Here is a 26,246-nt window from a genome sequence, read left to right as displayed (position 1 = left end):
GTAAATTTAAAGGATTACACATGACATTGTGGAAACGCACATTAATTGCTATTGCAGCGACTTGTACTTTATCAACAAGCTTTGCAGCACCGGTTGAGCTAGACAGCGTAAAAGTTATCGTTAACGAAGGCGTTATCTTACAAAGCGACATCGATGCTTCGATGAAGACACTGCGTGCCAACGCAAAAAAAAGCGGTCAAACACTGCCATCGCAAGATGTGCTCAATGAGCAAGTACTAGAAAAACTGATCATCGATACTATTCAAACTCAAGAAGCAGAACGTATCGGTGTTCGTATTGATGATGCTCGACTTGATCAAGCAATTGAAGGTATCGCTAAAGACAACAACCAAACGGTAGAACAACTTACCGCATCGGTTGCTGAAGAAGGCCTTAGCTACAATGCATTTCGAGAGCAAGTAAGAAAAGAGATTGCAGCAAGTGAAGCTCGTAACGCCTTAGTTCGTCGCCGTATCAATATTCTTCCTGCGGAAGTTGATAACCTAGCAGATATCTTAGCGCAAGAGACTAACGCGACCGTTCAATATAAAATTGGCCACATTCAACTGCGCTTTAATGATGACCAAACCAAAGAAGAGCTAGAAGCCCAAGCTAAAGAACTTGTCGAAGAACTGAACTCAGGCAAAGATTTCAGCACCATGGCATATACTTACTCTAAGGGTCCTAAAGCGCTGCAAGGTGGTGATTGGGGTTGGATGCGTAAAGAAGAGATGCCAACCATTTTTGCTGACCAGATCAAAATGCAAAATAAAGGCAGCATCATCGGTCCTTTCCGTAGCGGTGTAGGTTTCCACATTCTAAAAATTGAAGATGTGAAAGGCTTAGAAACCGTAGCAGTAACGGAAGTGAATGCTCGTCATATCTTGATTAAGCCAACCGTAATCTTGAGTGACGATGGCGCGAAAGAACAACTTGAAGAGATCACGCGCCGCGTAAACGCAGGTGAAGCGAGCTTTGGCGACCTTGCACAGCAATACAGCCAAGATCCAGGTTCTGCAGTACAAGATGGTGAGCTAGGCTACCAAACACCAGATTTGTATGTACCAGAATTCAAACACCAAGTAGAAACGCTACCAGAAGGCAAAATCAGTGCGCCATTCAAAACCGTACACGGTTGGCACATTGTTGAAGTACTAGACCGTCGCGAAGTCGACCGTACCGATTCAGCTTTGAAAAACAAAGCTTACCAAATTCTATTTAACCGTAAATTCAACGAAGAAGCTGGTGCTTGGCTACAAGAAGTAAGAGCAAGTGCCTTTGTTGAGATGGTTGAGGACGACCAAGATGACAACAACTAAACGTATTGTCATAACCGCAGGTGAACCAGCAGGGATAGGCCCAGATTTAACTTTGGCTCTATCTCAAGAAAGTTGGCCTCATCAACTCGTGGTTTGTGCTGATAAAACACTGCTATCCGAGCGAGCTAAAATTCTTGGTATCGAAGTCGATCTTCTGGACTACGATGCAAATGCAGCTAAGCAACCGCAACGCGCTGGCACACTGGTAGTGAAACACGTTCCACTTGCTAAAACGGCAGTTGCAGGTCAACTCAATGAGGCTAATGGTCATTACGTATTAAATACTTTAGAAACCGCAGCAATTGGCTGTATGAATGATGAATTTGATGCTATTGTCACCGGCCCCGTTCACAAGGGTGTAATTAACCGAGCTGGCGTTGCTTTTAGCGGCCATACCGAGTTCTTTGCAGAGAAGTCCAATACACCACTGGTGGTGATGATGTTGGCAACTGAAGGGCTGCGTGTTGCGCTAGTAACAACGCACATCCCACTAGCTTATGTATCTCAAGCTGTGACCGAAGACAGATTAGAGCAAATTATTGCTATTCTAAATAAAGACTTGGTTGAAAAATTTGCTATTGAGAAACCAACTATCTATGTGTGTGGCTTGAATCCACATGCTGGTGAAGATGGTTGTTTAGGGCGTGAAGAGATTGAAACTATCACCCCGACGCTAGAAAAAATTCGCCAAAAAGATGGCATCAATTTAGTTGGCCCATTGCCAGCAGACACCATCTTTAATGAAAAATATTTGCAAGATGCAGATGCTGTTTTAGGTATGTATCACGACCAAGTACTCCCGGTATTGAAATACAAAGGGTTTGGTCGCTCAGTGAACATCACGCTTGGCTTACCGTTTATTCGCACATCAGTCGACCACGGTACCGCCTTAGACTTGGCAGGGAAAGGCCAAGCCGATACAGGGAGCTTTAGAACAGCGCTCACGCACGCCATTGAATTAGTAGAGAAAAAGCAATGAGAAATGATGTCCACTTAGGGCACAAAGCGCGTAAACGTTTTGGTCAAAACTTCCTTAACGATCCATACATTATTGATGGCATCGTATCGAGTATTAACCCACTACCAGGTCAAAACTTGGTAGAGATCGGTCCTGGTCTAGGCGCAATTACTGAGCCTGTGGGTAAGCTTGTCGATAAATTTACTGTTATCGAATTGGATAGAGACCTTGCAGAACGTCTTCGTAACCATCCAGATCTTGCGGACAAGCTAACGATCCGTGAAGGCGATGCGATGAAGTTCGATTTCCAAGAACTGGTTAAGCCAAACAATAAGCTACGCATCTTTGGTAACTTGCCATATAACATCTCTACACCATTGATGTTCCACCTTTTTGAATTCCATAAAGACGTGCAAGACATGCACTTTATGCTTCAAAAAGAAGTGGTTAACCGTCTAGCTGCTGGCCCTGGCAGTAAAGCTTACGGTCGTCTTACTGTAATGGCTCAATACTACTGTAAAGTAACGCCTGTGTTAGAAGTTCCACCAACGGCCTTCGTTCCGCCACCGAAAGTAGACTCAGCAGTCGTGCGCCTACAGCCATACGAAGTGCTGCCTTATCCGGCAAAAGATCTGAAATGGCTAGATCGCGTCTGTCGTGAAGGCTTTAACCAACGTCGTAAAACAGTTCGTAACTGCTACAAGAGCTTAATCGATAAGGAAGTGCTTGAAGAGCTAGGTATCAACCCAAGCATGCGTCCTGAGAACTTAACGCTCGAGCAGTTTGTCGACATGGCAAACTGGTTGTACGACAGTCATAACGCTGACAAATAAATAAAAAAGGCTCCTACACTTCGGTTAGGAGCCTTTTTTATGTAATACTTTAATTACATTAAGTATATCAACAACAAAAGGTGCGAATATGGATATATCTACGCCTTGTATCAAATGCCAGGTTCACTCTAAGTACATAGAAGAACAATCTGAGCCAACGAAGAATCGTTATGTCTTCGCCTACATTATTACCATCAAAAATCTAAGTAAAACAACGGTGCAACTTATGTCTCGCCGCTGGTTAATTACCGACTCTAACGGCAAGCAGCTCACCATTGAGGGTGATGGTGTAGTTGGCCAACAACCCGTGATTGAAGCCAACGACGAGTACACCTACACAAGTGGTACGGTCATCGAAACCCCTGTTGGCGTTATGCAAGGTCACTATGTGATGACCGATAACAAGGGCATTGATTTTATTACCGAAGTTGACCCATTCAGACTCGCAATCCCTAATATTCTTAATTAGCCGTACATCCGTATCTATAGGAAATTATTGTGTCGAATTATATTGTCGGAGACATCCAAGGGTGCTTCGACGAACTTCAATTACTGCTTGAAACCATCAACTTTGATAAACACCAAGATACTTTATGGGTCGCTGGAGACTTAGTTGCTCGAGGCCCTAAATCATTGGAGACGCTACGCTTTATTCGTAGCCTTGGTGACGCAGCTAAGGTTGTATTAGGCAACCACGACTTACACCTTTTGGCGGTGTCCTTAGGGCTATTTCCAGCGAAACCAAAAGATAAGACTCAAGCGATTCTTGATGCTGAAGATCGTGAAGTGCTACTCGAATGGTTAAGACAACAGCCTTTGCTTCAGGAACATCCAGAGTTCGTGATGTGCCATGCGGGTATCTCACCTCAGTGGAATATAGAAAGAGCACGTATTGAAAATCGAGAGATCGTATCCTTGCTGAAGTCGGACAGGTGGCAATGGCTAATCGAAAACATGTACAGCAACGCACCTGATTTATGGCATCAGGATTTAAATGATATTGAGCGCTATCGTTATGCGATCAATAGCCTGACAAGAATGCGTTTCTGTTTTGAAGATGGCCGTCTCGACATGGCATGTAAGCTACCACCGAATGAAATTACCGATGAACCATTAGTGCCATGGTTTGACCTTCCGCAACGCATAAAGCTCGATAAAACCGTTGTTTTTGGACACTGGGCTGCGCTTGAAGGCTATAACGGAAAAGACGTAATTGGACTTGATACTGGATGCGTCTGGGGAGGTGAATTGACAATTCTTCGCTGGGAAGATAAACAGTTTTTCACTCAGAAAGCGCTATAAAGATACGAGAAACTTGCGCTACCTTGGTAGGGTAACGCAAGCATTTTTCAGAGACTAGCTATTGATAACCACAGTTAACGCTCGAGAATCACAAACTCCATGTTGTGTTTGTTTTTCTCGTCAGCTTGATAGCTCTCGTTAAAGCTCTGCTTCCAACCTTCACCCCAGTCAGGAAATTGTGTATCTCCATCGACGGCGAAATCGATGTAAGTCAGATACAACTTGTCCGCTTTAGGTAAGCAGCTCTCATAAATAGAGCCGCCACCAATGATCATCACCTCTTCAACATCACTGAGTAGCTCTAGAGCCTGTTCAATAGAAGTTACCGTCGTTACACCTTCAATCTTTAAACTCTCATCACGGCTGATTACGACATTCAACCGACCCGGCAAAGGGCGTCCAATAGAATCGTAGGTCTTACGTCCCATCACGACTGGTTTACCCATAGTCGAGCGTTTAAACCATGCAAAATCCGCAGGTAAATGCCAAGGCATCTGATTGTCTTTACCAATTATACGGTTGTTTGCCATTGCCGCTATCATGCTGATGATCATAAATCGAAAGTCCTGTCCCTAAAAAGAAAATTAACGCTAAACGATAGGTCTACGGCGATAGAATAACAGCCCTGGCACAGCTAAGCCAACCGCCAACCCTGCGATAATGAACATCGATTTTAAAAAGTTCTCCATCAACATTGCCAACAACTCAGGCGTGTAGCCTGCCCTGTTAATCTCCACCATCGCAATCATCGCCTTGAAGGCGAACACACCTGGCACCATAGGAATTAGAGCTGCAACCGTAAACACCTTCGGATGTGCTAACAGTTTATGTGACCAATGAACCCCTATCATACCAACCACGGTTGCGGCGAAGAACGTCGCCCATTCGATTGGAATACCAAAGTGCATCATCAGATACCGGCTACCATGACCGATAGAACCACCGAGTGCACAATAAATTAAAGCACGTTGCGGAACGTTAAACACCAATGCAAACCCAACCGCAGGAATAGCGGCGAAAAACATATCGTTGAGCAGACCTAAAAACAGTTCGAAAATACTCATTAGCTTGCCCACCCCCAAACATCTGATAGACTCATCGCCGCGACAATGCCCAAGCTCGTCGCCAGAGTTAATAAGCTGGCCATGGTAAAGCGCGCTAACCCCATATTAATATGGCCTTTAAGCATATCAGCGACGGAGTTAATCAGAGGAAAACCAGGTACTAACATTAATACAGATGAAGCCATCACGATCGTGGGTTGGCCGCCAATATTGTAAAGTACGGCTTGAGCTGAAATGGTCGTGGTAACGAATGCTGTGATAGCAAAGTTTAATAGCGGATTGAAATGGCGGTGCCCAATCTCTTGCCTGACGATCATACCGCAAGCTGAAGCAATAAAAGTCATCATGAAGACTTGCCAGTCTCCGCCCGCAAGGTGGCTAAAAGAGGCGCACGACAACCCTATCATCACAACCACTAACCAACGGTTGTAGCGCTCGGGGCTGATGTTTTGAATCTTTTTATACGCCAAATCATAATCGAGAATTCCCTTCTCCATCATGATGCAAATGCGTTGAATGTCGGTGATAACCTGCATGTTAATGCCACGATCAGCACAACTTCGAGTAGTGGTAATACAGTGATCATCCATTACGGTAGTTACAACAAGCGCATTGGCTGACAGTGCGACTTCAACCTCATTCACCCCACAAGCAATACCGATGCGACGCATGATATCGCCGACCAGTGTGCTCTCTGCCCCGTGCGCCAATAACATTTGTCCTGATTGAGCGACGAGTCTTGAGATCGCTCTTTGCTTTGATGCCATGATTTCCTTCCCATAGGCGTTAATTATCTAAAGATAAATTTTGCATAAAAAACAGTAAGACGTCATGATTTAGATACAAAAAAACCGCAATTTTCATTGCGGTTTAATAAAACTATCAGTGTACTTGTAAGAAGCGACCGATGCGTTATGAGAAACTAAGAGGATTAGTCACGAACATAGATAACATGGCCGTCATCCTCTTCGTCATCCCAATCGTCCCAATCGTCGTCATCTTCAGTAACGACATTCTTACCGCTCATCGCATCTTTATGGTAGTCATCCCACATAAAGTCTACTTTTTCTTCTTCTTCAACTTCTACAACTTCACGAGGTAGGTTTTCCATAAACTCACCTAGTTTGAAGCAAAGATCTTTGGTGCCGATTTTATTCACAGCAGAGATCTTGAAGTACTCGCCTTCCCAGCCCAAAGCATCGATGATTTCTTGAATCTTTTCGTCTGCTTCGTCTTCTGGCATTAGGTCAACTTTATTGAACACTAACCAGCGAGGTTTTTGTGAAACTTTTTCACTGTATTGCTCAAGCTCATCGATGATCGTTAGTGCATTCTGAATAGGATCAGATTGATCGATCGGCATAATGTCGATCATATGCAGAAGAACACGACAACGCTCAAGGTGCTTAAGGAATCGGATACCAAGGCCAGCGCCATCAGCTGCGCCTTCGATTAGTCCTGGGATATCGGCAACAACGAAGCTCTTTTCAGGGACAACACTTACCACACCCAAGCTTGGGATCAAAGTAGTGAACGGGTAATCAGCCACTTTTGGTTTCGCAGCAGATACTGAACGAATAAAAGTAGATTTACCTGCGTTTGGTAGGCCAAGCATACCAACGTCAGCTAATAGAAGAAGCTCTAAACGCAGTTCACGAACTTCGCCTTTAGTACCCATTGTCTTTTGACGAGGAGCGCGGTTAACAGACGATTTAAAACGCGTGTTACCAAGACCGTGCCAACCACCTTTACCAACCATTACTTTCTTGCCGTGTTCAGCAACTTCAGCAACGATTTCGTTGGTGTGGATATCAACCGCACGAGTACCTACAGGCACTTTCAGTGTAATGTCTTTACCACGTTTACCAGTACAGTTACCACCGCGACCGTTCTCACCACGCTCTGCGTTGTAAAAACGTTGGAAACGATAATCGATCAGCGTGTTTAAGTTCTCATCCGCTTGAATGTAAACATCACCACCGTCACCGCCATCACCGCCGTCAGGACCACCTTTAGCGACGAATTTTTCGCGCCAAAAGCTAACTGTACCATTACCGCCATCACCGGCTTCTATTTTTACTACCGCTTCATCAACGAATTTCATTTTTTAACTCCGCACTTACGTTGCGTTACCACTCATCAAGGAGTGATATAAATTCTAGCAGATCCGTGTTTAGATCGATCACCTAAGATCTAGGCCGACCTGCAACCAAGGAACAAATAAGGAGAGGTTCTTTGCTTTCTATTTCTTTTAAAACAAACGGCTTCTTAAAAACCAAACTGTTTATCAAAAAATAAAACGGCTTCTCAAAACCAAAACAAGAGCGTCTGCTTTTTTATTCTTGCTATAAATAAAAAACCCTGCCGAATCGGCAGGGCTTTTGAATTCAGCTTGAAAGCTAATAAAATAATCTAATTAAAGATTAAATTACTCAGCTTCGATGCTTACAAACTTACGGTTTTTAGGACCTTTAACAGCAAATTTCACTTTACCTTCAGTAAGAGCGAAAAGAGTGTGGTCTTTACCGATGCCAACGTTTGTGCCAGCGTGGAACTTAGTACCACGTTGACGAACGATGATGTTACCTGCAAGAACAGATTCACCACCAAAACGCTTAACACCAAGACGTTTGCTTTCTGAATCGCGGCCGTTATTAGTAGAACCGCCAGCTTTTTTATGTGCCATTGTTAAACTCTCCTAATACTTAAGCGTTAATGCCAGTGATTTTCACTTCAGTGAACCACTGACGGTGACCAGCTTGCTTACGCGAGTGCTTACGACGACGGAACTTAACGATTTTTACTTTATCGCCACGACCGTGTTGTACTACTTCTGCAGTAACCTTGCCACCTTCAACAAGAGGTGCACCAACAGCGATTTCTTCGCCGTTAGCAACAAGAAGAACTTTATCAAATTCAACAGTTGCACCAGTTTCAACGTCTAATTTCTCTAAACGAAGTGTTTGACCTTCGCTTACTCGGTGTTGTTTGCCACCAGATTGGAAAACAGCGTACATATTTTACTCCGCTTTTTCCGCACAGCCTATGGTTGTTAATTGTACAACTCGGGTGTGCGCTAAACTAATCAATAGGGCGCAGATTCTACGGGAATCATGGCGCTATGACAAGCCATATTTTTAAAAAATTGGCGAAAACCTGTTCGCCAAAGAAAAGTGCGGCAATCATGCCCTTTAGCGATGTATTAATCAACGTTTTTTAGTGTATTATTCAACAATTGAATACAACGTATAAGCCTTACAGGGTCTAACTTCAGCCGGATGAACAATGGATTTTAAAGCTATCCAAACGCTTACTGCCAATGATATGGCAAAAGTGAATGAAACAATTCAAGCCCAACTTAATTCTGACGTAAGTTTAATCAACCAGCTTGGTTTTTATATCGTTAGCGGTGGTGGAAAGCGCCTACGCCCTTTGCTAGCTCTTTTATCTGCCCGCGCACTTGGTTACCAAGGTGAAGCTCATATCACCTCTGCAGCCTTTATCGAGTTTATTCACACCGCAACCCTGCTTCATGACGACGTTGTCGACGAATCGGACATGAGACGCGGTAAGGCGACGGCCAATGCCGCTTTTGGTAATGCCGCTAGCGTTTTGGTGGGTGACTTTATCTACACACGCTCATTCCAAATGATGACAACGCTAGGATCTTTAAAGATCCTTGAGCTAATGAGTGAAGCGGTAAACGTGATTGCCGAGGGTGAAGTTCAACAATTAATGAACTGCAATAACCCAGACACCACAGAAGAAAGCTACATGCAGGTGATCTACTCTAAGACTGCTCGTTTGTTCGAAGCTGCGACCCAAATCGGTGCGATTCTTACTGAGTCATCACCAGAGATCGAAACAGCAATGCAGAACTATGGTAAATACCTAGGCACCGCTTTCCAACTGATTGACGATGTGATGGATTACACTGCAGATGGTAAAGAGATGGGTAAAAACGTTGGTGACGATCTAGCCGAAGGCAAACCAACACTGCCTCTACTTTACGCAATGCATAATGGCTCTCCTGAACAAGCAAGCATGATTCGTGAAGCGATTGAGAAAGCGAACGGCATGGAACGTCTTGACGATATTATGGCTGTAATGAAAGAGACAGGCTCTTTAGAGTACACAACAAATAAAGCCTACGAAGAGGCCGATAAAGCCATCGCTGAGCTTTCTGTACTTCCTGACTCTGAATATAAGCAAGCGCTAACCACGCTCGCACACTTAGCTGTTAAACGCAGTAAGTAAGCAGGTTAATAGACAACTCGCTTCTAGCTTCTATATAAATAACAAAAAGAGCCTCAGGGCTCTTTTTTTTGGTTTTCAACAAATATTTGTAGGTGAGCCAAATTCAATATCGACTGGCTTCTAATGATAACGGCAGTTGTGCTTCAATCTCTTCAAGCTCTTCCATTGGCACCGCGTACTGCTCATGCCCGTTGTAAGTCTCTACTAGCGCGTACTGCTCTTGCTCATCAATTACCAATACTTTTCCTAAGTGCCCCAAATATTCGACATTCATACCCTTCTGAACAGTAGCCATAACATTTACCTTCACATTAATTGTAAAGCTAAATACGAGTAGCTTGAACTTCAGGATCAAAAAAGCCGATCATAATGACCGGCCCTTATTAATTAGCTTAAGTCTGAGTTAAATAGCGTTTCGCTTATTTAGCGAATTCAACACCAATCTCGATGTCACCATTTAGCGTTTCAAGCATGCTATCTAAAGCGTTACGTTCGAAGTCACTTAGCTCACCGTAGCTAAGGATCGCTTCAGCGCCCTCTTTGCCTAGTTTAACTGGCTGTGCGAAGAATGGAGCGTGCTCGCCTTCACCTTCAACGTATGCACATTCAATCACGTTTTCTTCACCTTGAAGTGCTTTAACTAGTGCAAGACCGAAACGACAAGCCGCTTGACCCATAGACAGTGTCGCACTGCCGCCGCCAGCTTTAGCTTCTACTACTTCAGTACCTGCATTTTGGATGCGAGTCGTTAGCGCTGCAATTTCTTCATCAGTGAACTCTACGCCTTCAACTTGAGAAAGTAGAGGAAGAATCGTTACGCCTGAGTGACCACCGATAACAGGAACACGGATGTCGCCTGGATCTTTGTCTTTTAGTTCAGCAACGAACGTTTCAGAACGAATCACATCAAGAGTCGTAATACCGAATAGACGACGCTTGTCGTAAACGCCCGCTTTCTTCAGTACTTCAGCCGCGATTGGCACTGTTGTGTTTACTGGGTTAGTAATGATACCAACACAAGCAGTCGGACAAGTAACTGCGATTTTCTCTGCAAGAGACTTAACAATGCCAGCGTTCACATTGAAAAGATCCGCACGATCCATACCAGGCTTACGAGCAACACCCGCTGAAATAAGTACAACATCCGCACCTTCTAGTGCTGGTGTTGGATCTTCACCCGCGTAACCTTTGATCGAAACAGGCGTTGGGATATGGCTAAGATCGGCAGCAACACCCGGTGTTACCGGAGCGATGTCGTAAAGTGCAAGATCTGAACCAGCAGGTAGGCGGTTCTTAAGTAGTAGGGCTAGGGCTTGACCGATGCCACCAGCGGCACCAATAACAGCTACTTTCATTGTTATTCTCCTTGAGAGCTTTCTCTTATAGATTCTTTGTAGGGTAATTCTTGAGCTAAATCTAAGTTAAAAAACTATATTAATCACAAAGTGATTACAATCAATTAACGCTAGCTTTGCGACTTCGCGCAAGTCAATAAAACCGTGCTACACAGCAAGTTCGCATTATGGCGATAATCGACTGAAATAACAAAATAAGTCGTCGCAAATAACACATTATTCTATTAAATATTTACAGTGATATGACTAACAAATTACAGGGATGTTTTGGCTAAAATTGAATATGTATGCGAGAATATGCAAACATCTTTGTTAATGAATAAGAATGACATATGCGCAATACAGAAAAGCAAGACAACTTAGTTCGTGCATTTAAAGCCTTACTAAAAGAAGAACGTTTTGGCTCACAAGGCGAAATTGTTGATGCTCTAAAACACGAAGGTTTTGAAAGCATCAACCAGTCTAAAGTCTCGCGTATGTTAACCAAGTTTGGTGCCGTTCGAACTCGTAACGCAAAAATGGAGATGGTTTACTGTCTTCCTGCTGAGCTAGGTGTTCCGACCGTTTCTAGCTCTTTACGAGAATTAGTACTAGATATTGACCACAACAATGCATTGGTGGTGATACACACAGGTCCTGGTGCGGCGCAGCTGATTGCTCGTTTATTAGACTCACTAGGTAAGTCGGAAGGTATACTGGGCGTAGTCGCAGGTGATGACACTATCTTCATTACTCCAACGTTATCGGTTACCACTAAGCAACTGTTTGATTCAGTGTGCGAACTGTTTGAATACGCTGGATAATTGATCTCTGTTTCATAACTATCAGCCTTATTGATGGATCACGAGCATCTATTCGCTTCGTGATCCAAATCACATCCTCGAATATCCATACCTCCCTTCCAAAATCACACTAAACTATTGATTTTAAAAAACTCAGTAGTAAATCAAACACGAGATCCAGACATCATTTGTTAGATTTTTCAGCTATATCTTTTAACATTCGAGTAATTTTCTGCCAATTTTTGATATTATTCAGCCACTTTTTCATCACATGGATTGAAAAAGGTGCCGTTTCCAAATAGGAAACTCCTGAAGCAACTACACTTGTTTCAGGGTTAATAATGAATAAAGGAAGGGAAATTCATGGCATTTACCAAACTTATTAAAGTTGGTGCTATTGCAGCTGCTGTAATGGGCGCTGGCGCTGTTAACGCTCAAGAGTTCATCACGATTGGTACTGGTTCAGTTACGGGTGTTTACTACCCAACTGGTGGTGCGATTTGTAAGCTAGTGAACAAGGGCCGCAAAGACCACAACATTCGTTGTTCTGTAGAGTCTACTGGTGGTTCAATCTACAACGTTAACACCATCCGTGCTGGTGAACTAGATTTCGGTGTTGTTCAATCGGACTGGCAATACCACGGCTACAACGGTACAAGTAAGTTCAAAGATCAGGGCGAATACAAGAAACTTCGCGCGATGTTCTCTCTACATACAGAACCGTTCAACATCATCGCTCGTACTGATGCTGGCATCAACAATGTGTCTGACCTAGCAGGTAAGCGTGTAAACATTGGTAACCCAGGTTCTGGTGACCGTGCAACGATGGGTGTTGTAATGGACGCTATGGGCTGGACTAACGACAGCTTCAAGCTTGCTTCTGAACTTAAAGGTTCTGAGCGTTCACAAGCACTTTGTGATAACAAGATTGATGCATTCATCTACATGGTTGGTCACCCGAACGGATCAATCAAAGAAGCAACAACGTCTTGTGATGCAAAACTGGTTTCAGCAACAGGTCCACAGATCGACAAGATCGTAGCTGAAAACCCATACTACGCTTACAGCACAGTTCCTGCTGGTATATACCGTGGTACTGACGCTGACGTAAACAGCTTCGGTGTTGCAGCTACTATGGTAACAACTTCAGACGTTTCTGAAGAAGTTGCATACAACGTTGCTAAGGCAGTATTTGAAAACTTTGACACTTTCAAACGCCTACACCCAGCATTTGCTAACCTGAAAAAAGAAGACATGGTTAAAGCGGGTATCTCTATCCCTCTTCACCCAGGCGCAGCAAAATACTACAAAGAAGTGGGCCTTCTAAAGTAACTCTACTTTAAGCCTACTACACCAATAAGGAGGCTAGCCCTCCTTATTGGCTTTTCACGTTTTATAAAAATAATTTAAGTGAAAAGAACAGCCCTTTAAGTTTCTCCAATTTGGAGGACTTACCTTCGTATCAAGCCTAAGACAAAGACGAACAAAAAACGCATTTCCCTATCCATTCACTACACTAGATAGGAAATAAATAACGTTTGGTTGTTCGTAAGAAAAGGCAGACCATCAATAATAAGGATAAAGTACATGACGCAGACAACATCACCGTCTCCAGATGTGCAAGAAATGGTGGCACAATCAGATACTGGTGCGCGTAGCCCTCGTGGTATCCAAGGCCGTATTTTATGGTTTGTGCCTCTATGTTGGTCACTGTTCCAACTTTGGTATGCATCTCCGCTGCCGTTCATTTTTAACTTCGCAATTTTAAACGACACTGAAGCTCGAGCAATTCACCTTACGTTTGCTATTTTCCTAGCCTTTACCGCTTATCCAGCCATGAAGAATTCGCCTAGGGATCGCATCCCCGCAGTCGATTGGATATTAGCGCTTGTAGGTAGCTTTTCAGCTTCTTATATCTATATTTTCTATACTGAACTCGCTGAGCGATCGGGCGCACCAACAACATTCGATATTGTTGCGGCTGTATTCGGTATGGTTTTACTGCTTGAAGCAACACGACGCGCTTTGGGTCCACCTCTTATGGTTGTGGCAGCAGTATTCCTACTTTATACCTTTGGCGGCCCTCACATGCCAGACGTTATTGCCCACAAAGGTGCGAGCCTGAACAAGGCAATGTCGCATCTGTGGCTAACAACTGAAGGTGTATTCGGTGTGGCACTTGGCGTATCAACGTCATTCGTATTCTTGTTTGTACTGTTTGGTGCAATGCTAGAACGTGCTGGCGCCGGTGCTTACTTTATTAAAGTTGCATTCTCACTGCTTGGTCACATGAAAGGCGGCCCAGCGAAAGCAGCCGTTGTCGCATCAGGTCTGTCTGGTTTGGTATCAGGTTCATCTATCGCGAACGTGGTAACCACGGGTACCTTTACTATCCCGCTAATGAAGCGTGTTGGTTTCCCGGGCACAAAAGCCGGTGCGGTAGAAGTCGCGGCTTCAACCAATGGTCAATTAACACCACCTATCATGGGTGCAGCAGCCTTCTTGATGGTTGAGTATGTGGGCATTTCGTATGTAGAAGTAATCAAAGCCGCGCTATTGCCAGCTCTGATCTCTTATATCGCTTTGATTTACATTGTTCACCTAGAAGCATGTAAAGCGGGTATGACTGGCCTACCTCGTCGTCACACGCCAACCATCGTACAAAGCCTACTGTCTTTCACCGGTACCATTTTAGGTCTATGTGTTATCAGTGCCGCGGTTTACTACGGTGTGGGTTGGACGAAAGATGTATTTGGCGAAGCAGCAACACCAATCGTTACTGTGGCGCTATTAATCGCTTATGTTGCTCTGGTTCGCGTATCAGCAAAATACGCAGCTGAAGGCGGCATGGAGATCGATGCGGATCTAAAGGAAGTTCCGGATCCAGGTCCAACAATTAAGTCTGGCCTGCACTTCCTATTGCCTATCGTGGTGCTTGTTTGGTGTTTAACAGTTGAACGTTTCTCTCCAGGTCTGTCGGCATTCTGGGCGACCGTGTTCATGATCTTCATTCTGATCACTCAGCGTCCGTTAATGACTCTGATAAACAAATCAGACGATCTTGCAGAGCAAACTAAAGCTGGCTTCGTTGATTTCGCAGAGAGCTTGGTTTCAGGCGCACGTAACATGATTGGTATCGGTGTCGCGACAGCGGCTGCAGGTACGGTTGTAGGCGTGGTGACTCTAACGGGTATCGGTCTAGTAATGACGGACTTCGTTGAGTTTATCTCAGGCGGTAGCATCATTCTTATGTTGCTATTCACTGCAGTAATCAGCTTGATCTTAGGTATGGGCTTGCCAACAACGGCGAACTACATCGTTGTATCAACGCTGATGGCTCCGGTAATCGTGACCCTAGGCGCTGCGCACGGCTTGATCATTCCATTGATTGCGGTTCACTTATTCGTGTTCTACTTCGGTATTCTTGCGGATGATACACCTCCGGTAGGTCTCGCGGCGTTTGCAGCAGCGGCAATTGCGAAATCAGATCCGATTCGTACTGGTATCCAAGGCTTCACCTATGATATCCGTACCGCAATTCTACCTTTCATGTTCATCTTCAATACTCAACTACTACTGATGGGCATTGATTCTTGGTGGCACTTAGCACTAACGATTTTCTCATCTGTGACTGCGGTACTTATCTTCGCAGCTGCAACACAAGGTTGGTGGTTCACCAAGAACAAGTGGTGGGAAACGGTGCTGCTTATTGCATTAACCTTCACTTTCTTCCGCCCTGGCTTCTGGTGGGACATGATTTACCCAGAGAAAGTTCTTTCACCTGGAGTTGAGATTGCTCAAATCACGGAAAAGCTGGATGTGGGACAATCACTTGAACTTAGAGTGGGTGGCGAAAACTTAGAAGGTGACTATTCTGAAAAGACAGTTCGCCTGCCGTTTGAAGATTCTGCGACCTCAAGTGAAGATCGTATTGCCTCTATGGGTCTAATGCTGACTGAATCAGAAGGCAAGATGATTGTTGATATGGTTGAGTTCGGTAGCCCAGCAGAAGCGGCTGGTATTGATTTCGATTGGGAAATCAAATCCGTTATCCAAGATGCAGATCGACCAATGAAAGAGTGGGTATTCTTACCAGCTCTGATCATTTTGATTGGTTTAGCGATGAACCAAAGAAGACGTGCTCGTAAGGATGAGATTAGCGCGTAATGGATAAGGCTGAGTAGTGCTTAGCGCTATTTGGCTTTATTACATGGAAAGGATAATTACAGTGCTAAGTGAAAGCTTAGCGCTGATTAAAAAGAGACGAATACATGTATAAACAAATCCTTGTTCCTGTTGATCTTAATGACAAAGGCTTTTCTGATAAGGCAGTCGAACTGGCGGTATGGCACGCAAAACACAGCAATGCTGAAATCCACATTCTGAACGTACTACCAGGCATTCACATGTCGATGGTGGCGTCTTACTTCCCGAAAGATGCAGCGAACCAAATGAAGCTTGATGTTAAAAATCAGCTGAAAGAGTTTGCTGACAAGCACATTGACGATGAAGTGGTGTATAAAGTTCACGTTGCCGAAGGCAAGACTTACACAACGATTCTAGATTACGCAGAAAAACTGGGCGCCGACCTTATCGTGATGCCTAGCCATAAGCGTTCAAAAATCGACAAAGTGGTACTTGGCTCGGTTGCAAGCAAAGTAGTACAGAACTCACCAATCAATGTATTGGTGGTTAAACCGCAAGGTTAAGTCATTTAATCGACACACAATCTAAAAAGGTTGGCCTACAGGCCAACCTTTTTTGTTTTGCGTTCGCACCATTTAATTCTTTAATCAACTCACTAAGTTCTGCGGATTACCCTCAACAAACCCATCAATATTATCGATTAAGATATCAGACAGTTTTTGAATCGAGCTGTCGCTGCCCCACGCCACATGTGGAGTGAGTAATAAGTTCGGTAAGTGGCTATTAGCCAATAGTGGATTTGAGTTGTCGGCTGGCTCTTGTGTAAACACATCCATACCTGCGCCTGCAATCTCATGTTTTTTCAAAGCCTCAACTAGGGCTTGTTCATCTACTAGACCTCCGCGCCCGGCATTAATTAATACCGCGCTCGATTTCATCATTGTGAGCTCTCGCTCTGAAATCAGATTTTGGGTCGCATCAGTCAATGGGCAATGTAGACTGATCGCATCCGCTTGCTTCAATACCGTATCAAAAGGTAGATACCCTTCTCGACAAGACTCTGCTCCTTTTCGCTCGGCAAACATCACCTTCATACCAATCGCTTTGGCTAACATTGCGGTGGCTTGACCTAAGCTGCCACTCCCCATCAACCCCAGTGTGCTGCCAGCCACATCTTGAATCGGATGAGTAAAGAAGCAGAACTGCTTGTCCTTTTGCCACTCGCCCGCCTCAATGTCTTTATGATAACCAACAAGGTTTCGTGTAAGTGCAAACAGCATTGCGATGACATGTTCAGGAACCGATTGAATCGCATAGCCTTGCACGTTTGTCACTGCAATGTTTTTAGATTTGCAGTATTCCACATCGACATTATTGACACCGGTCGCTGAAACCGCGATCAACTTGAGTTTTTTCGCACCAGCGAGATTCGACTCATTGAGCACCACCTTGTTAGTGATCACCACATCAGCTTCTTCAACTCGCTCAGACACTTGCTCAGGAGTGGTGAAGTCATACTCCACCCACTCATGTTCAAAGCTCAGAGGTTTTAAATGAATTTGAGATGGGATGGTTGCTCTGTCGAGAAACACAACTTTCAACGTTGGCATTCTTCTTCCTTGGTTAAACCTATGAATCCATCCATTCTAAGCTTTTAGCTTACTGTAGTCTGGAAGCTCAGGCGCAATTTCAAAGTGCCGTTCGATTTGGGGAAATGCTTGAGGATAAAAGTCACAGGGAACAAAGGCTTTGAACAACTGATTATTCGCTGGATGATAAAAGCTCAACTCACACGCATGCAAAGCCAACCTATCACTGTATTCAAACGCTTCTGGTGTCGCGTAAAACTCGTCGCCCACAATTGGATTACCTATTTCCATGCAATGCACACGCAACTGATGAGATCGTCCCGTGATAGGCAGTAGCTTCAACAAGGTGGTTTGAGTATCTGTTTGCTCTACCACATAACGTGTCTGTGAAGGTTTGCCAGCATCCAAACACACTTTCTGCCGAGGGCGGTTCGGCCAATCACAGATGAGTGGCAGATCGATCAATCCTGCTTTTTGTTCAACCGCTCCCCATACGCGTGCGTAATACAGTTTGTGTGTCAGGCGATATTGGAACTGCTTCTTCAAGTGACGTTCTGCCTGCTTGTGCTTAGCCAGCAACATCAAGCCTGAGGTCGACATATCCAAACGGTGCACCACTTGAATATCAGCAAACTCCTCCCCCAAGCGACTCCACATGCTGTCGTAATGCTCTGGCAATCTGCCCGGTACTGAAAGTAGGCCCGCAGGCTTATTCACCACCAGAATGTCGTCATCTTGATAAACAATATCAATCCAAGGTTCGCGTGGTGGTGTGTACTGTTCTAGCGCCATTGAAGCCTCTTATTTACTAGTGAACAAATAATTCACAGTTAATTCGTTTATTAATAAATACAATTTTTGATGTTTTCGTACATAAAAGTTGACGCATTTACAAAACATGGTATTGATAGGGTAACGGAAAATAACAAGCCAACATCAAAGGAACAATGATGGACAGTACGGTTAAAACAACCACAACAAAAACCTCAGCTCCCCTATCCAGTTTAATTAAATCTCTTGGCCCGGGTATTATGATGGCTGCAGCTGCAGTCGGCGGTTCACACTTAGTTGCCTCAACCAAAGCCGGAGCCATCTATGGTTGGCAGCTCGCTGCATTGATCATCTTAGTAAACCTATTCAAGTACCCATTCTTTCGTGCCGGCATCCAATACACGCTTGGTACAGGACAAAGCTTGGTTGAGGGTTACTCAAACCTAGGCCGCCCTTACCTAGTGATCTTTTCGATACTAAGTGCTATTTCAGCCGTCGTAAACACAGCCGCACTACTGCTGTTTAGTGCGAGTTTGCTTAGCTACTTCATTCCTTTTGAGCTAGCAACCAGTACGCTTTGTATGATCGTACTTGCGACCTGCTTGATCATCTTATTTGCAGGACACTATCGTGCTCTGGACACCCTTTCCAAAGCGATCATGGCGATCCTTACGATCACCACTCTAGCCGCTGTCGCCATTGCTATCGGCTCACCTGTCGAACCGGATGCTGCTTTTGTTCCACCATCACCTTGGTCATTGGCAGCAATTGGCTTTATCGTGGTGACCATGGGGTGGATGCCTGCCCCTATTGAGATTTCAAGCATCACCTCTATGTGGCTAAAAAGCCAAAAAGAGAAACAAGAAGTCACTGCTCAATCTGCCTTATTCGACTTTAACGTCGGCTACATTGGTACGGCACTGCTTGCTTTAGTATTTGTCGCTTTAGGCGCGCTGGTACTTCACGGTTCAGGCGTGGAACTGTCTCGCTCTGGTGTAGGCTTTACTCACCAGTTAGTTGGTATTTACGCATCGACGATTGGCGAATGGTCACGACCACTCATCGCCATTATCGCTTTCTTCTGTATCTTTGGTAGCACGATTACGGTTATCGACGGCTACTCTCGTGTACTCGCGGAATCACAACGTCTGTTATTCAACAAAGAGTCGAGCCCGCGCATGCTACAAGGCTGGATTATCATTGTCTCTATCGCCGCACTCGCGATTGTGATGTTCTTTAGCGCAGCATTAATGCCTATGCTCGATTTCGCAATGGTACTTGCTTTCGCAACGACGCCATTCTTCGCTCTGCTTAACTTCATCTTGGTGAACAAAGCTAAGCTTCCAGAAGCGTTAGCCATTGGCAGCAAACTAAAATGGTTGTCTGTCGCTGGCCTAGTTTACTTATTCGGTTTCTTAGCCGTATTTGTTTGGTGGAAGTGGTTAATGTAACCAGCTACTTGAATTGTTAATTAAGCTACAGATACAAATAAGGCCTTCATAATGAAGGCCTTATTTCGTTGAAGCATTTCGCTAATTCAAAACTAGTTGTGAGAAACCACAATCAGGCGTAGCGAATCTAGCTGAACCTGAGCTTTGCTGATGTAGCCTGTCAGTTCATTAATCTGAGCTTCGATAACTTCTAACTCTTCATCACGAATATTTGGGTTCACCGCTTTCAGTGCTTGTAAACGCTCTAATTCACCATTCAGGTTTGTCTGCATATCTCTCTGCGCTTGCTGACGCACTTCTTCAACTTTAGGAAGAACTTGTGCCTCACCCGCTTCGATTAGCTTGTGAATTTCGCCTTGTACCGAGTTAACTAGCTTACTTGCTAGGTGACGGTTCACCGGGCTTAACTGACGGTTAAAGCTATCAAACTCAACCTGAGCAGATAGGTCGTTACCACGGCCATCCATCATCAAACGAATCGGAGTCTTAGGTAGGAACTGGCTGATACCACTGCGCTTTGGAGCTTGTGCATCCACTAGGTAAACCAATTCAAGCAGGATAGTGCCAACTGGTAGCGCTTTGTTCTTAAGTAGTGATACCGCAGAAGTACCCACCCCTTCGCTAAGTAGTAGATCAATACCACCCTGAATCATTGGGTGTTCCCAGCTAATGAAGTTCATGTCTTCACGCGAAAGCGCGGTATCACGGTCAAACGTGATAGTTGCACCTTCATAAGGTAAGCCAGGGTAGCTTGGTACCATCATGTGCTCAGATGGTGTTACTACTAACGCATTTTCACCTTTGTCGTCTTGGTTCAAGCCAATGGTGTCGAACAGGCTGAGAGCGAAAGTCACTAGGTTAGTATCACCATCGGTTGATGCAATCTTCTCTGCGATCTCGTGCGCTTTGTCGCCGCCGTTTGAGTGCATCTCTAGTAGGCGATCGCGACCTTTTTCTAGATCTGATTTCAGGCTTTGATTTAGCTTGGCAGACTCTTCAATCACTTCATCAAGTTGCTCTGTGTTACCAGAAGCCAGCATCTCGATAAGAACATCTGAGTACTTATCGTAAACCGTGCGACCCGTTGGACAAGTTTCCGCAAATGCATTCAGACCTTCATCGAACCAACGCGCAAGAATCGCCTGTGATGTGCCTTTTAAGTAAGGAACATGAATGTCGATATCACGCAGCTGACCAATACGGTCCAAACGACCAATACGTTGCTCAAGCAAGTCTGGGTTGAACGGCAGATCAAACATCACAAGTTGGTTAGCGAACTGGAAGTTACGACCTTCAGAGCCGATTTCACTACAGATAAGAACCTGAGCGCCGCCCTCTTCTTGAGCAAAGTAAGCCGCAGCTTTATCACGCTCTAGAATCGACATGCCTTCGTGGAATACGGTTGCACGTACACCTTCACGCTCACGCAGTGCTTGCTCTAATTGAAGAGCCGTACTTGCACGAGAGGCGATCACTAGGATTTTCTCGCTGCGCTTGTCTTGGATCTTTTCAATCAACCAGTTAACGCGTGAGTCGAACTGCCACCAGCTTGAATCTTCACCTTCAAACTCTTGGAAGATCTCTTCTGGATACAGCATCTTCATAGCACGAGCTTCGGGAGCCATTTTGCCACCGATCATGCCAGATACACGCATTGAGGTTGTGTACTGCGTTGGAATCTCCATCGGCAGTAGGTTTACATTACGCTTAGGGAAGCCTTTGATTGCAGCACGTGTGTTTCTGAAAAGAACACGGCCAGTACCATGGCGATCCATAAGGTTATCAATCAATTCTTGGCGAGCTAACGCTTGCTCTTCTTCGCTGCTATCACCTTCGATAACGCGGAATAGAGGCTCAACATCTTGCTCAGAAAGCAGTTCCGTAATCTGGTTCTTCGCGCTGTTTTCAAGCTTCACTCCAGAGAACAGAGCCGTTACTGCATCAGCAACCGGTGCGTATTGGTCTTCTTCTTCAACGAATGCTTCGTAATCGTAGAAGCGATCAGGATCAAGCAGACGCAGACGTGCAAAGTGGCTCTCACGACCAAGCTGTTCAGGCGTTGCTGTTAGTAGTAGCACACCAGACGTATTTTCCGCTAAGCCTTCAACCACTTGGTATTCACGGCTTGGTTTGTCTTGGCTCCACTCAAGGTGGTGCGCTTCATCGACAACCAACAAGTCCCACTCGCCTTCAAGTGCTTGCTCGTAGCGCTTACGGCTCTTACGTAGGAAGTCCAAAGAACACAGAACGTACTGCTGGGTATCAAACGGGTTGTCTGATTCAGCAAACGCTTCAATACAACGCTCTTCATCGAAGATAGAAAAATGCAGGTTGAAACGGCGCATCATCTCTACTAACCATTGGTGTTGTAGGGTTTCAGGAACCACAATCAGAATGCGTTCAGCACGGCCAGACAGCACCTGTTGGTGGATGATCATGCCCGCTTCGATGGTTTTACCTAGGCCCACTTCATCAGCCAGTAAAACGCGCGGAGCGTGACGACGCCCCACTTCATGAGCGATGTATAGCTGATGAGGGATCAAGCCAGCACGCATACCACACAAGCCACGCATCGGGCTCTTGTGTTGTTGGTACTGGTTGCTTAGCGCACGGTAACGCAACACAAAGTTATCCATACGGTCGATTTGACCTGCGTATAGCTTATCTTGTGGCTTGTTAAAGCGGATCTGGTTGCTTAAGAAGATTTCACGCAGAGTGACTTCTGTTTCTTGGGTATCTTCGCGAGTACCTAAGTAGGTTAGCAGCCCTTTGTCTTCGATAACTTCTTCGACAGACAGAGACCAACCTTCTTGGCATTCGATGACATCGCCTACATTAAACGTTACTCGGGTTACGGGAGCATCAGTACGTGCATAAACACGGTTTTCTTCTGACGCTGCAAACATTAGTGTCACTGTGCGAGCATCCATTGCTACAACGGTACCTAAACCTAAATCGCTCTCCGTATCGCTTATCCAGCGTTGCCCCAAAGCAAATGTCATGAATCGACTACCTCAATCTTATAGTTGGAATTTGGTCTTCTTAACTGCAGTTTTAAACAAGAACATTATCGCTCCTGAACTAAAAATATAGCCAAAAATGTCTAGTTTGCAGCCACTTTTTAAGTGCGCTCTCAATAATAAATATCTCGAGAAAATGGTGCAGAAAAAGGTCGCTAATCTTACTCGATGCTGTGATTTAGGTCACGCCTAAAGGAGATGATTTCATGCTTTTTTTCTGTTTTCGCCAGTGCAATCAAACTGTCAAAAATTCATGGTTAATCTATAGGTAGCAGATTGCTGCTCTCAAACGAATACACCATATTCACTCGTAACGATATGGTGCTGTTCCTCTAGATGAAGTTTAGGTGAGTAGTTGACTATCACCAGAATCAGATACTAATCTTTATATGAGCTTTATCTACGTTCAATGAATGCAAGGCAAGCCGCACGTCGGCAAGGAGATGCTATGGGCGAGACCAACCGGAAGCTATTTGTTTTAGACACCAATATCCTACTTCACGAACCCTTCGCTATATTTTCTTTCCAAGAGCACGATGTCGTTATCCCCATGACAGTGCTAGAAGAACTCGACAGAATCAAAGGCAGTAAAAGAGACGTTGCTCGAGATGCGAGAATTGCGATTCGAACGCTCGAAGACCTGTTCAGGGAAGCCACACCAGACCAAATATCGGAAGGCATCCCTTTTTCTAAAGACATAAATGCATCTGGCAGTATTTCAATACTCGCTGACTACGAACTTCAAGAAAGCATCAAAGCCTTTGCCGATGACAAGGCGGGCGATAACCGAATCCTCAACGCTGTCCTCTATCTTCAAAATAAACGCGCACCACGCGAAGTGGTTCTCATCACCAAAGACATCAATATGCGTTTACGAGCAAAAGGCGCCGGTGTACGTTTTGTTGAAGACTATCAAACTGACCAACTGATTGATGATATCCAATACCTCACCAAAGGCTTCCAACAACTGGAAGGCTCATTTTGGGATGGTATCGATAATGTCGAGAGCAGAAGTTTAGGCGGCAAGACGCTGCACACCTTAGCAAGAGCGCCGTTCGAGCCAACCTTCCTCAACCAATATGTGATTGACGAAGAAAGTGACTTTGCCGCTCGAGTCGAGGAGATTGAGCCGGAAAGCATTACCCTGAGAGACCTCAGCCGCGAAAGATTGATGAATCGCAGAGCATGGGACATCACACCAAAGAACGTCTATCAAGGCATGGCGATTGATGCGCTGCTCGACCCTGATATTGATCTTGTGATTCTCACTGGCGCCGCAGGTAGTGGTAAGACACTGCTTGCTATGGCTGCTGCACTTGAACAAACCATTGAACGTAAGCAATTCGATAAGATCATCGTAACCCGCAACACCCCTGATATTGGTGAGTCGATAGGTTTCCTTCCGGGTACAGAGGAAGAGAAAATGTTGCCTTGGTTAGCCGCAGTGACCGATACACTGGAAGCGCTGCACAAGAACGACCACTGCACAGAAGGCTCGATGAAGTACATCTGTGACAAAGCCAATATCCAGTTCAAATCAATCAACTTCATGCGTGGCCGCTCGATTCAAAATGCCTTTGTGCTTTTGGATGAGTGTCAGAACCTCACCGCTTCACAGATAAAAACCATCATCACCCGTTGTGGTGAAGGTACTAAGATCGTCTGCTCAGGTAACTTAGCGCAGATAGATTCTTCTTACCTAACCCCTGTGACTTCAGGCTTAACCTACATGGTTGAGCGTTTTAAAAACTTCGAAGGCAGTGCCAACATCCACCTCAATGGTGTGGTGCGTAGCCGACTAGCTGAGTTTGCGGAAGAGAACATGTAGTGACTCTATACGCTCACTGAATCAGTAATCTAAAAACAAAAAGCGCCTCACATTGGAGGCGCTTTTCAATTTAATATTTTGAAGTAAGTCGGCAGAGGTTAGTCTGAATTACTCAGTACCACCAACGGTTAGCGAGTCTAGTTTCAATGTTGGTTGACCAACACCCACAGGCACACTTTGACCAGCCTTACCACACACACCCACACCACGGTCGATGCTTAGGTCGTTACCCACCATAGACACCTGCTGCATCGCTTCGATACCAGAACCGATTAGCGTCGCGCCTTTCACTGGGTGAGTGATCTTACCGTTTTCAATCATGTACGCTTCAGACGCTGAGAATACGAACTTACCTGATGTGATATCGACCTGACCGCCACCGAAGTTCGGTGCGTAGATACCTTTCTCAACCGTCGCGATGATCTCTTCCGGTGTGTGTTCGCCCGGTAGCATGTATGTATTCGTCATACGTGGCATTGGAAGATGCGCGTATGACTCACGACGACCATTACCTGTCGGTGCTACACCCATTAGACGAGCGTTCAGCTTATCTTGCATGTAACCTTTTAGGATGCCGTTTTCGATTAACGTATTGTACTGACCGTTAACACCTTCATCATCGACGTTCAATGAACCGCGTAGATCCGTTAATGTACCGTCATCGACAATCGTACATAGGCTTGAAGTTACTTGCTCACCAACTTTGCCGGAGAATACTGACGACTCTTTACGGTTGAAGTCGCCTTCTAAACCGTGGCCTACCGCTTCATGCAGCAGAACGCCCGGCCAACCAGAACCAAGAACCACAGGCATGGCACCAGCAGGCGCTGCAACCGCTTCAAGGTTAACTAATGCTTGGCGAATCGCTTCATCAGCAAATTGGTAAGCAACTTGAGTGCCTTTGTCATCACTTAAGAAGAAGTCGTAACCAAAACGACCACCACCACCAGCGCTACCACGCTCACGACGATCACCCTTCTGTGCAAGTACACTAATAGACAAGCGGACCAGCGGACGAATATCACCAGCGTAAGTGCCATCAGTAGCAGCAACTAGCATCTGCTCATGCACACCACTTAGGCTCACCGATACTTCAGTCACCATCGGTTCTTTAGTGCGAATGTAAGCATCTAATGATTTTAGTAATTCTGTTTTCTGCTGTTTCTCCCAGCTCGCTAGCGGGTTAACTGCATCATAGTAAGCTTGGTTAGAGTTGCGTTTGAACGCTTGAACCTTGCCGTTTTGACCTTGTTTAGCAATACCACGAGCCGCAATTGCGCTCTGCTTCAGACCATCCAGTTGGATTTGATCAGAGTAAGCAAAACCGGTCTTTTCACCAGATACTGCACGAACACCAACACCGCAATCGATATTGAAAGAGCCGTCTTTAATAATGCTGTCTTCTAGCACTAAAGATTCGTGCCAGCTTGACTGAAAGTAGATATCAGCATAATCAATTTGGCGGGTAGCAATGCTCGCCAATGTATCTGCGATATTTTGCTCCGTAAGCCCTGTCGGGTTCAGTAGCGCTTCTTCAATTTGATTAATGCTCATAGATGGCTCTTGTTTGT

24 protein-coding genes are annotated in these 26,246 nt (G+C 45.0%); 12 read left to right on the top strand and 12 right to left on the bottom strand.

Features of this window, described 5'->3' with window-relative positions:
- The first annotated feature begins 20 nt into the window (after positions 1-20).
- The 5 genes from surA to AB4167_RS06860 all read left to right on the top strand — a co-directional run bounded on the left by surA (position 21) and on the right by AB4167_RS06860 (position 4,412).
- Entirely contained in the window at positions 21-1,319 is a 1,299-nt protein-coding gene (gene surA / locus AB4167_RS06880) for a peptidylprolyl isomerase SurA (RefSeq protein WP_372136340.1), read from the top strand.
- Positions 1,306-2,298, top strand: a complete 993-nt coding sequence (gene pdxA / locus AB4167_RS06875; RefSeq protein ID WP_017061382.1) for a 4-hydroxythreonine-4-phosphate dehydrogenase PdxA — start codon at positions 1,306-1,308, stop codon at positions 2,296-2,298. The genes surA and pdxA overlap by 14 nt, the downstream gene beginning before the upstream one ends.
- Entirely contained in the window at positions 2,295-3,110 is an 816-nt protein-coding gene (gene rsmA / locus AB4167_RS06870; protein ID WP_017062942.1) for a 16S rRNA (adenine(1518)-N(6)/adenine(1519)-N(6))-dimethyltransferase RsmA, read from the top strand. Before pdxA ends, rsmA begins: the two co-directional genes overlap by 4 nt.
- An 88-nt stretch (positions 3,111-3,198) precedes the next feature.
- Positions 3,199-3,579 (top strand): Co2+/Mg2+ efflux protein ApaG, encoded by a 381-nt coding sequence (gene apaG / locus AB4167_RS06865; RefSeq protein ID WP_004735899.1) that lies wholly within the window; start codon positions 3,199-3,201, stop codon positions 3,577-3,579.
- Between the two features lie 29 nt (positions 3,580-3,608).
- Positions 3,609-4,412 carry a symmetrical bis(5'-nucleosyl)-tetraphosphatase gene (locus tag AB4167_RS06860; RefSeq protein ID WP_372136339.1) on the top strand — a complete coding sequence of 268 codons (804 nt, stop codon included), beginning with the start codon at positions 3,609-3,611 and terminating at the stop codon, positions 4,410-4,412.
- 74 nt (positions 4,413-4,486) lie between these two features.
- Here the strand turns inward: AB4167_RS06860 and folA are convergent, their stop codons facing one another.
- The 6 genes from folA to rplU form a co-directional block, all read right to left on the bottom strand.
- Entirely contained in the window at positions 4,487-4,966 is a 480-nt protein-coding gene (gene folA / locus AB4167_RS06855) for a type 3 dihydrofolate reductase (protein ID WP_017062944.1), read from the bottom strand.
- A gap of 36 nt (positions 4,967-5,002) precedes the next feature.
- Positions 5,003-5,476, bottom strand: coding sequence for a threonine/serine exporter family protein (locus tag AB4167_RS06850; RefSeq protein ID WP_017062945.1), 474 nt, complete (start codon positions 5,474-5,476; stop codon positions 5,003-5,005).
- Positions 5,476-6,243, bottom strand: a complete 768-nt coding sequence (locus AB4167_RS06845; protein WP_017061378.1) for a threonine/serine exporter ThrE family protein — start codon at positions 6,241-6,243, stop codon at positions 5,476-5,478. The genes AB4167_RS06850 and AB4167_RS06845 overlap by 1 nt, the downstream gene beginning before the upstream one ends.
- A gap of 164 nt (positions 6,244-6,407) precedes the next feature.
- The gene (gene cgtA, locus AB4167_RS06840; RefSeq protein ID WP_017061377.1) at positions 6,408-7,580 is read right to left on the bottom strand and encodes an Obg family GTPase CgtA; all 1,173 of its coding nucleotides are present in this window, start codon (positions 7,578-7,580) and stop codon (positions 6,408-6,410) included.
- A 324-nt stretch (positions 7,581-7,904) separates the two neighbouring features.
- The gene (rpmA, locus tag AB4167_RS06835) at positions 7,905-8,162 is read right to left on the bottom strand and encodes a 50S ribosomal protein L27 (RefSeq protein ID WP_004735905.1); all 258 of its coding nucleotides are present in this window, start codon (positions 8,160-8,162) and stop codon (positions 7,905-7,907) included.
- 19 nt (positions 8,163-8,181) lie between these two features.
- The gene (gene rplU, locus AB4167_RS06830) at positions 8,182-8,493 is read right to left on the bottom strand and encodes a 50S ribosomal protein L21 (RefSeq protein ID WP_004740823.1); all 312 of its coding nucleotides are present in this window, start codon (positions 8,491-8,493) and stop codon (positions 8,182-8,184) included.
- A 268-nt stretch (positions 8,494-8,761) separates the two neighbouring features.
- Between rplU and ispB the strand changes: the two genes are divergently transcribed.
- Positions 8,762-9,733, top strand: a complete 972-nt coding sequence (gene ispB / locus AB4167_RS06825) for an octaprenyl diphosphate synthase (protein WP_017061376.1) — start codon at positions 8,762-8,764, stop codon at positions 9,731-9,733.
- A 103-nt stretch (positions 9,734-9,836) separates the two neighbouring features.
- Here ispB and AB4167_RS06820 read toward each other — a convergent pair whose 3' ends face one another.
- On the bottom strand, positions 9,837-10,028 hold the full coding sequence (locus AB4167_RS06820; protein ID WP_017061375.1) for a hypothetical protein: 192 nt from the start codon (positions 10,026-10,028) through the stop codon (positions 9,837-9,839).
- A 124-nt stretch (positions 10,029-10,152) separates the two neighbouring features.
- Positions 10,153-11,088, bottom strand: coding sequence for a malate dehydrogenase (mdh, locus tag AB4167_RS06815; RefSeq protein ID WP_009847834.1), 936 nt, complete (start codon positions 11,086-11,088; stop codon positions 10,153-10,155).
- A 332-nt stretch (positions 11,089-11,420) separates the two neighbouring features.
- Here mdh and argR point away from each other — a divergent pair, with 332 nt between their 5' ends.
- From argR to AB4167_RS06795, 4 genes are all read left to right on the top strand, one after another.
- Positions 11,421-11,891, top strand: a complete 471-nt coding sequence (gene argR, locus AB4167_RS06810; RefSeq protein WP_004740827.1) for a transcriptional regulator ArgR — start codon at positions 11,421-11,423, stop codon at positions 11,889-11,891.
- 342 nt (positions 11,892-12,233) lie between these two features.
- Positions 12,234-13,202 carry a TAXI family TRAP transporter solute-binding subunit gene (locus tag AB4167_RS06805; protein WP_372136338.1) on the top strand — a complete coding sequence of 323 codons (969 nt, stop codon included), beginning with the start codon at positions 12,234-12,236 and terminating at the stop codon, positions 13,200-13,202.
- A gap of 255 nt (positions 13,203-13,457) precedes the next feature.
- On the top strand, positions 13,458-16,037 hold the full coding sequence (locus AB4167_RS06800) for a TRAP transporter permease (RefSeq protein WP_372136337.1): 2,580 nt from the start codon (positions 13,458-13,460) through the stop codon (positions 16,035-16,037).
- A gap of 104 nt (positions 16,038-16,141) precedes the next feature.
- A complete protein-coding gene (locus AB4167_RS06795) occupies positions 16,142-16,579 on the top strand; it encodes a universal stress protein (RefSeq protein ID WP_017061372.1) in 438 nt (145 codons plus the stop codon).
- A gap of 84 nt (positions 16,580-16,663) precedes the next feature.
- Here AB4167_RS06795 and AB4167_RS06790 read toward each other — a convergent pair whose 3' ends face one another.
- Positions 16,664-17,626 (bottom strand): D-2-hydroxyacid dehydrogenase, encoded by a 963-nt coding sequence (locus AB4167_RS06790; RefSeq protein ID WP_372136336.1) that lies wholly within the window; start codon positions 17,624-17,626, stop codon positions 16,664-16,666.
- A 36-nt stretch (positions 17,627-17,662) separates the two neighbouring features.
- A complete protein-coding gene (locus tag AB4167_RS06785) occupies positions 17,663-18,397 on the bottom strand; it encodes a pseudouridine synthase (RefSeq protein WP_019826934.1) in 735 nt (244 codons plus the stop codon).
- A 158-nt stretch (positions 18,398-18,555) separates the two neighbouring features.
- Here AB4167_RS06785 and AB4167_RS06780 point away from each other — a divergent pair, with 158 nt between their 5' ends.
- Complete coding sequence (locus AB4167_RS06780) at positions 18,556-19,827, top strand: NRAMP family divalent metal transporter (RefSeq protein ID WP_105059031.1); 1,272 nt, start codon at positions 18,556-18,558, stop codon at positions 19,825-19,827.
- Positions 19,828-19,919: 92 nt separating this feature from the next.
- Here the strand turns inward: AB4167_RS06780 and rapA are convergent, their stop codons facing one another.
- The gene (rapA, locus tag AB4167_RS06775) at positions 19,920-22,829 is read right to left on the bottom strand and encodes an RNA polymerase-associated protein RapA (RefSeq protein WP_372136335.1); all 2,910 of its coding nucleotides are present in this window, start codon (positions 22,827-22,829) and stop codon (positions 19,920-19,922) included.
- 466 nt (positions 22,830-23,295) lie between these two features.
- Here rapA and AB4167_RS06770 point away from each other — a divergent pair, with 466 nt between their 5' ends.
- Positions 23,296-24,675, top strand: coding sequence for a PhoH family protein (locus tag AB4167_RS06770; RefSeq protein WP_372136334.1), 1,380 nt, complete (start codon positions 23,296-23,298; stop codon positions 24,673-24,675).
- A 108-nt stretch (positions 24,676-24,783) separates the two neighbouring features.
- Here the strand turns inward: AB4167_RS06770 and tldD are convergent, their stop codons facing one another.
- Positions 24,784-26,229 carry a metalloprotease TldD gene (gene tldD / locus AB4167_RS06765; RefSeq protein WP_017061366.1) on the bottom strand — a complete coding sequence of 482 codons (1,446 nt, stop codon included), beginning with the start codon at positions 26,227-26,229 and terminating at the stop codon, positions 24,784-24,786.
- Positions 26,230-26,246 lie beyond the last annotated feature (17 nt).

Source organism: Vibrio sp. 10N.286.49.E11 (genome assembly GCF_041469505.1).
GTDB lineage: Bacteria > Pseudomonadota > Gammaproteobacteria > Enterobacterales > Vibrionaceae > Vibrio > Vibrio crassostreae_C.
The sequence above is the reverse complement of the archived record's forward strand: the minus strand, read 5'-3'. Positions and strand labels throughout refer to the sequence as shown.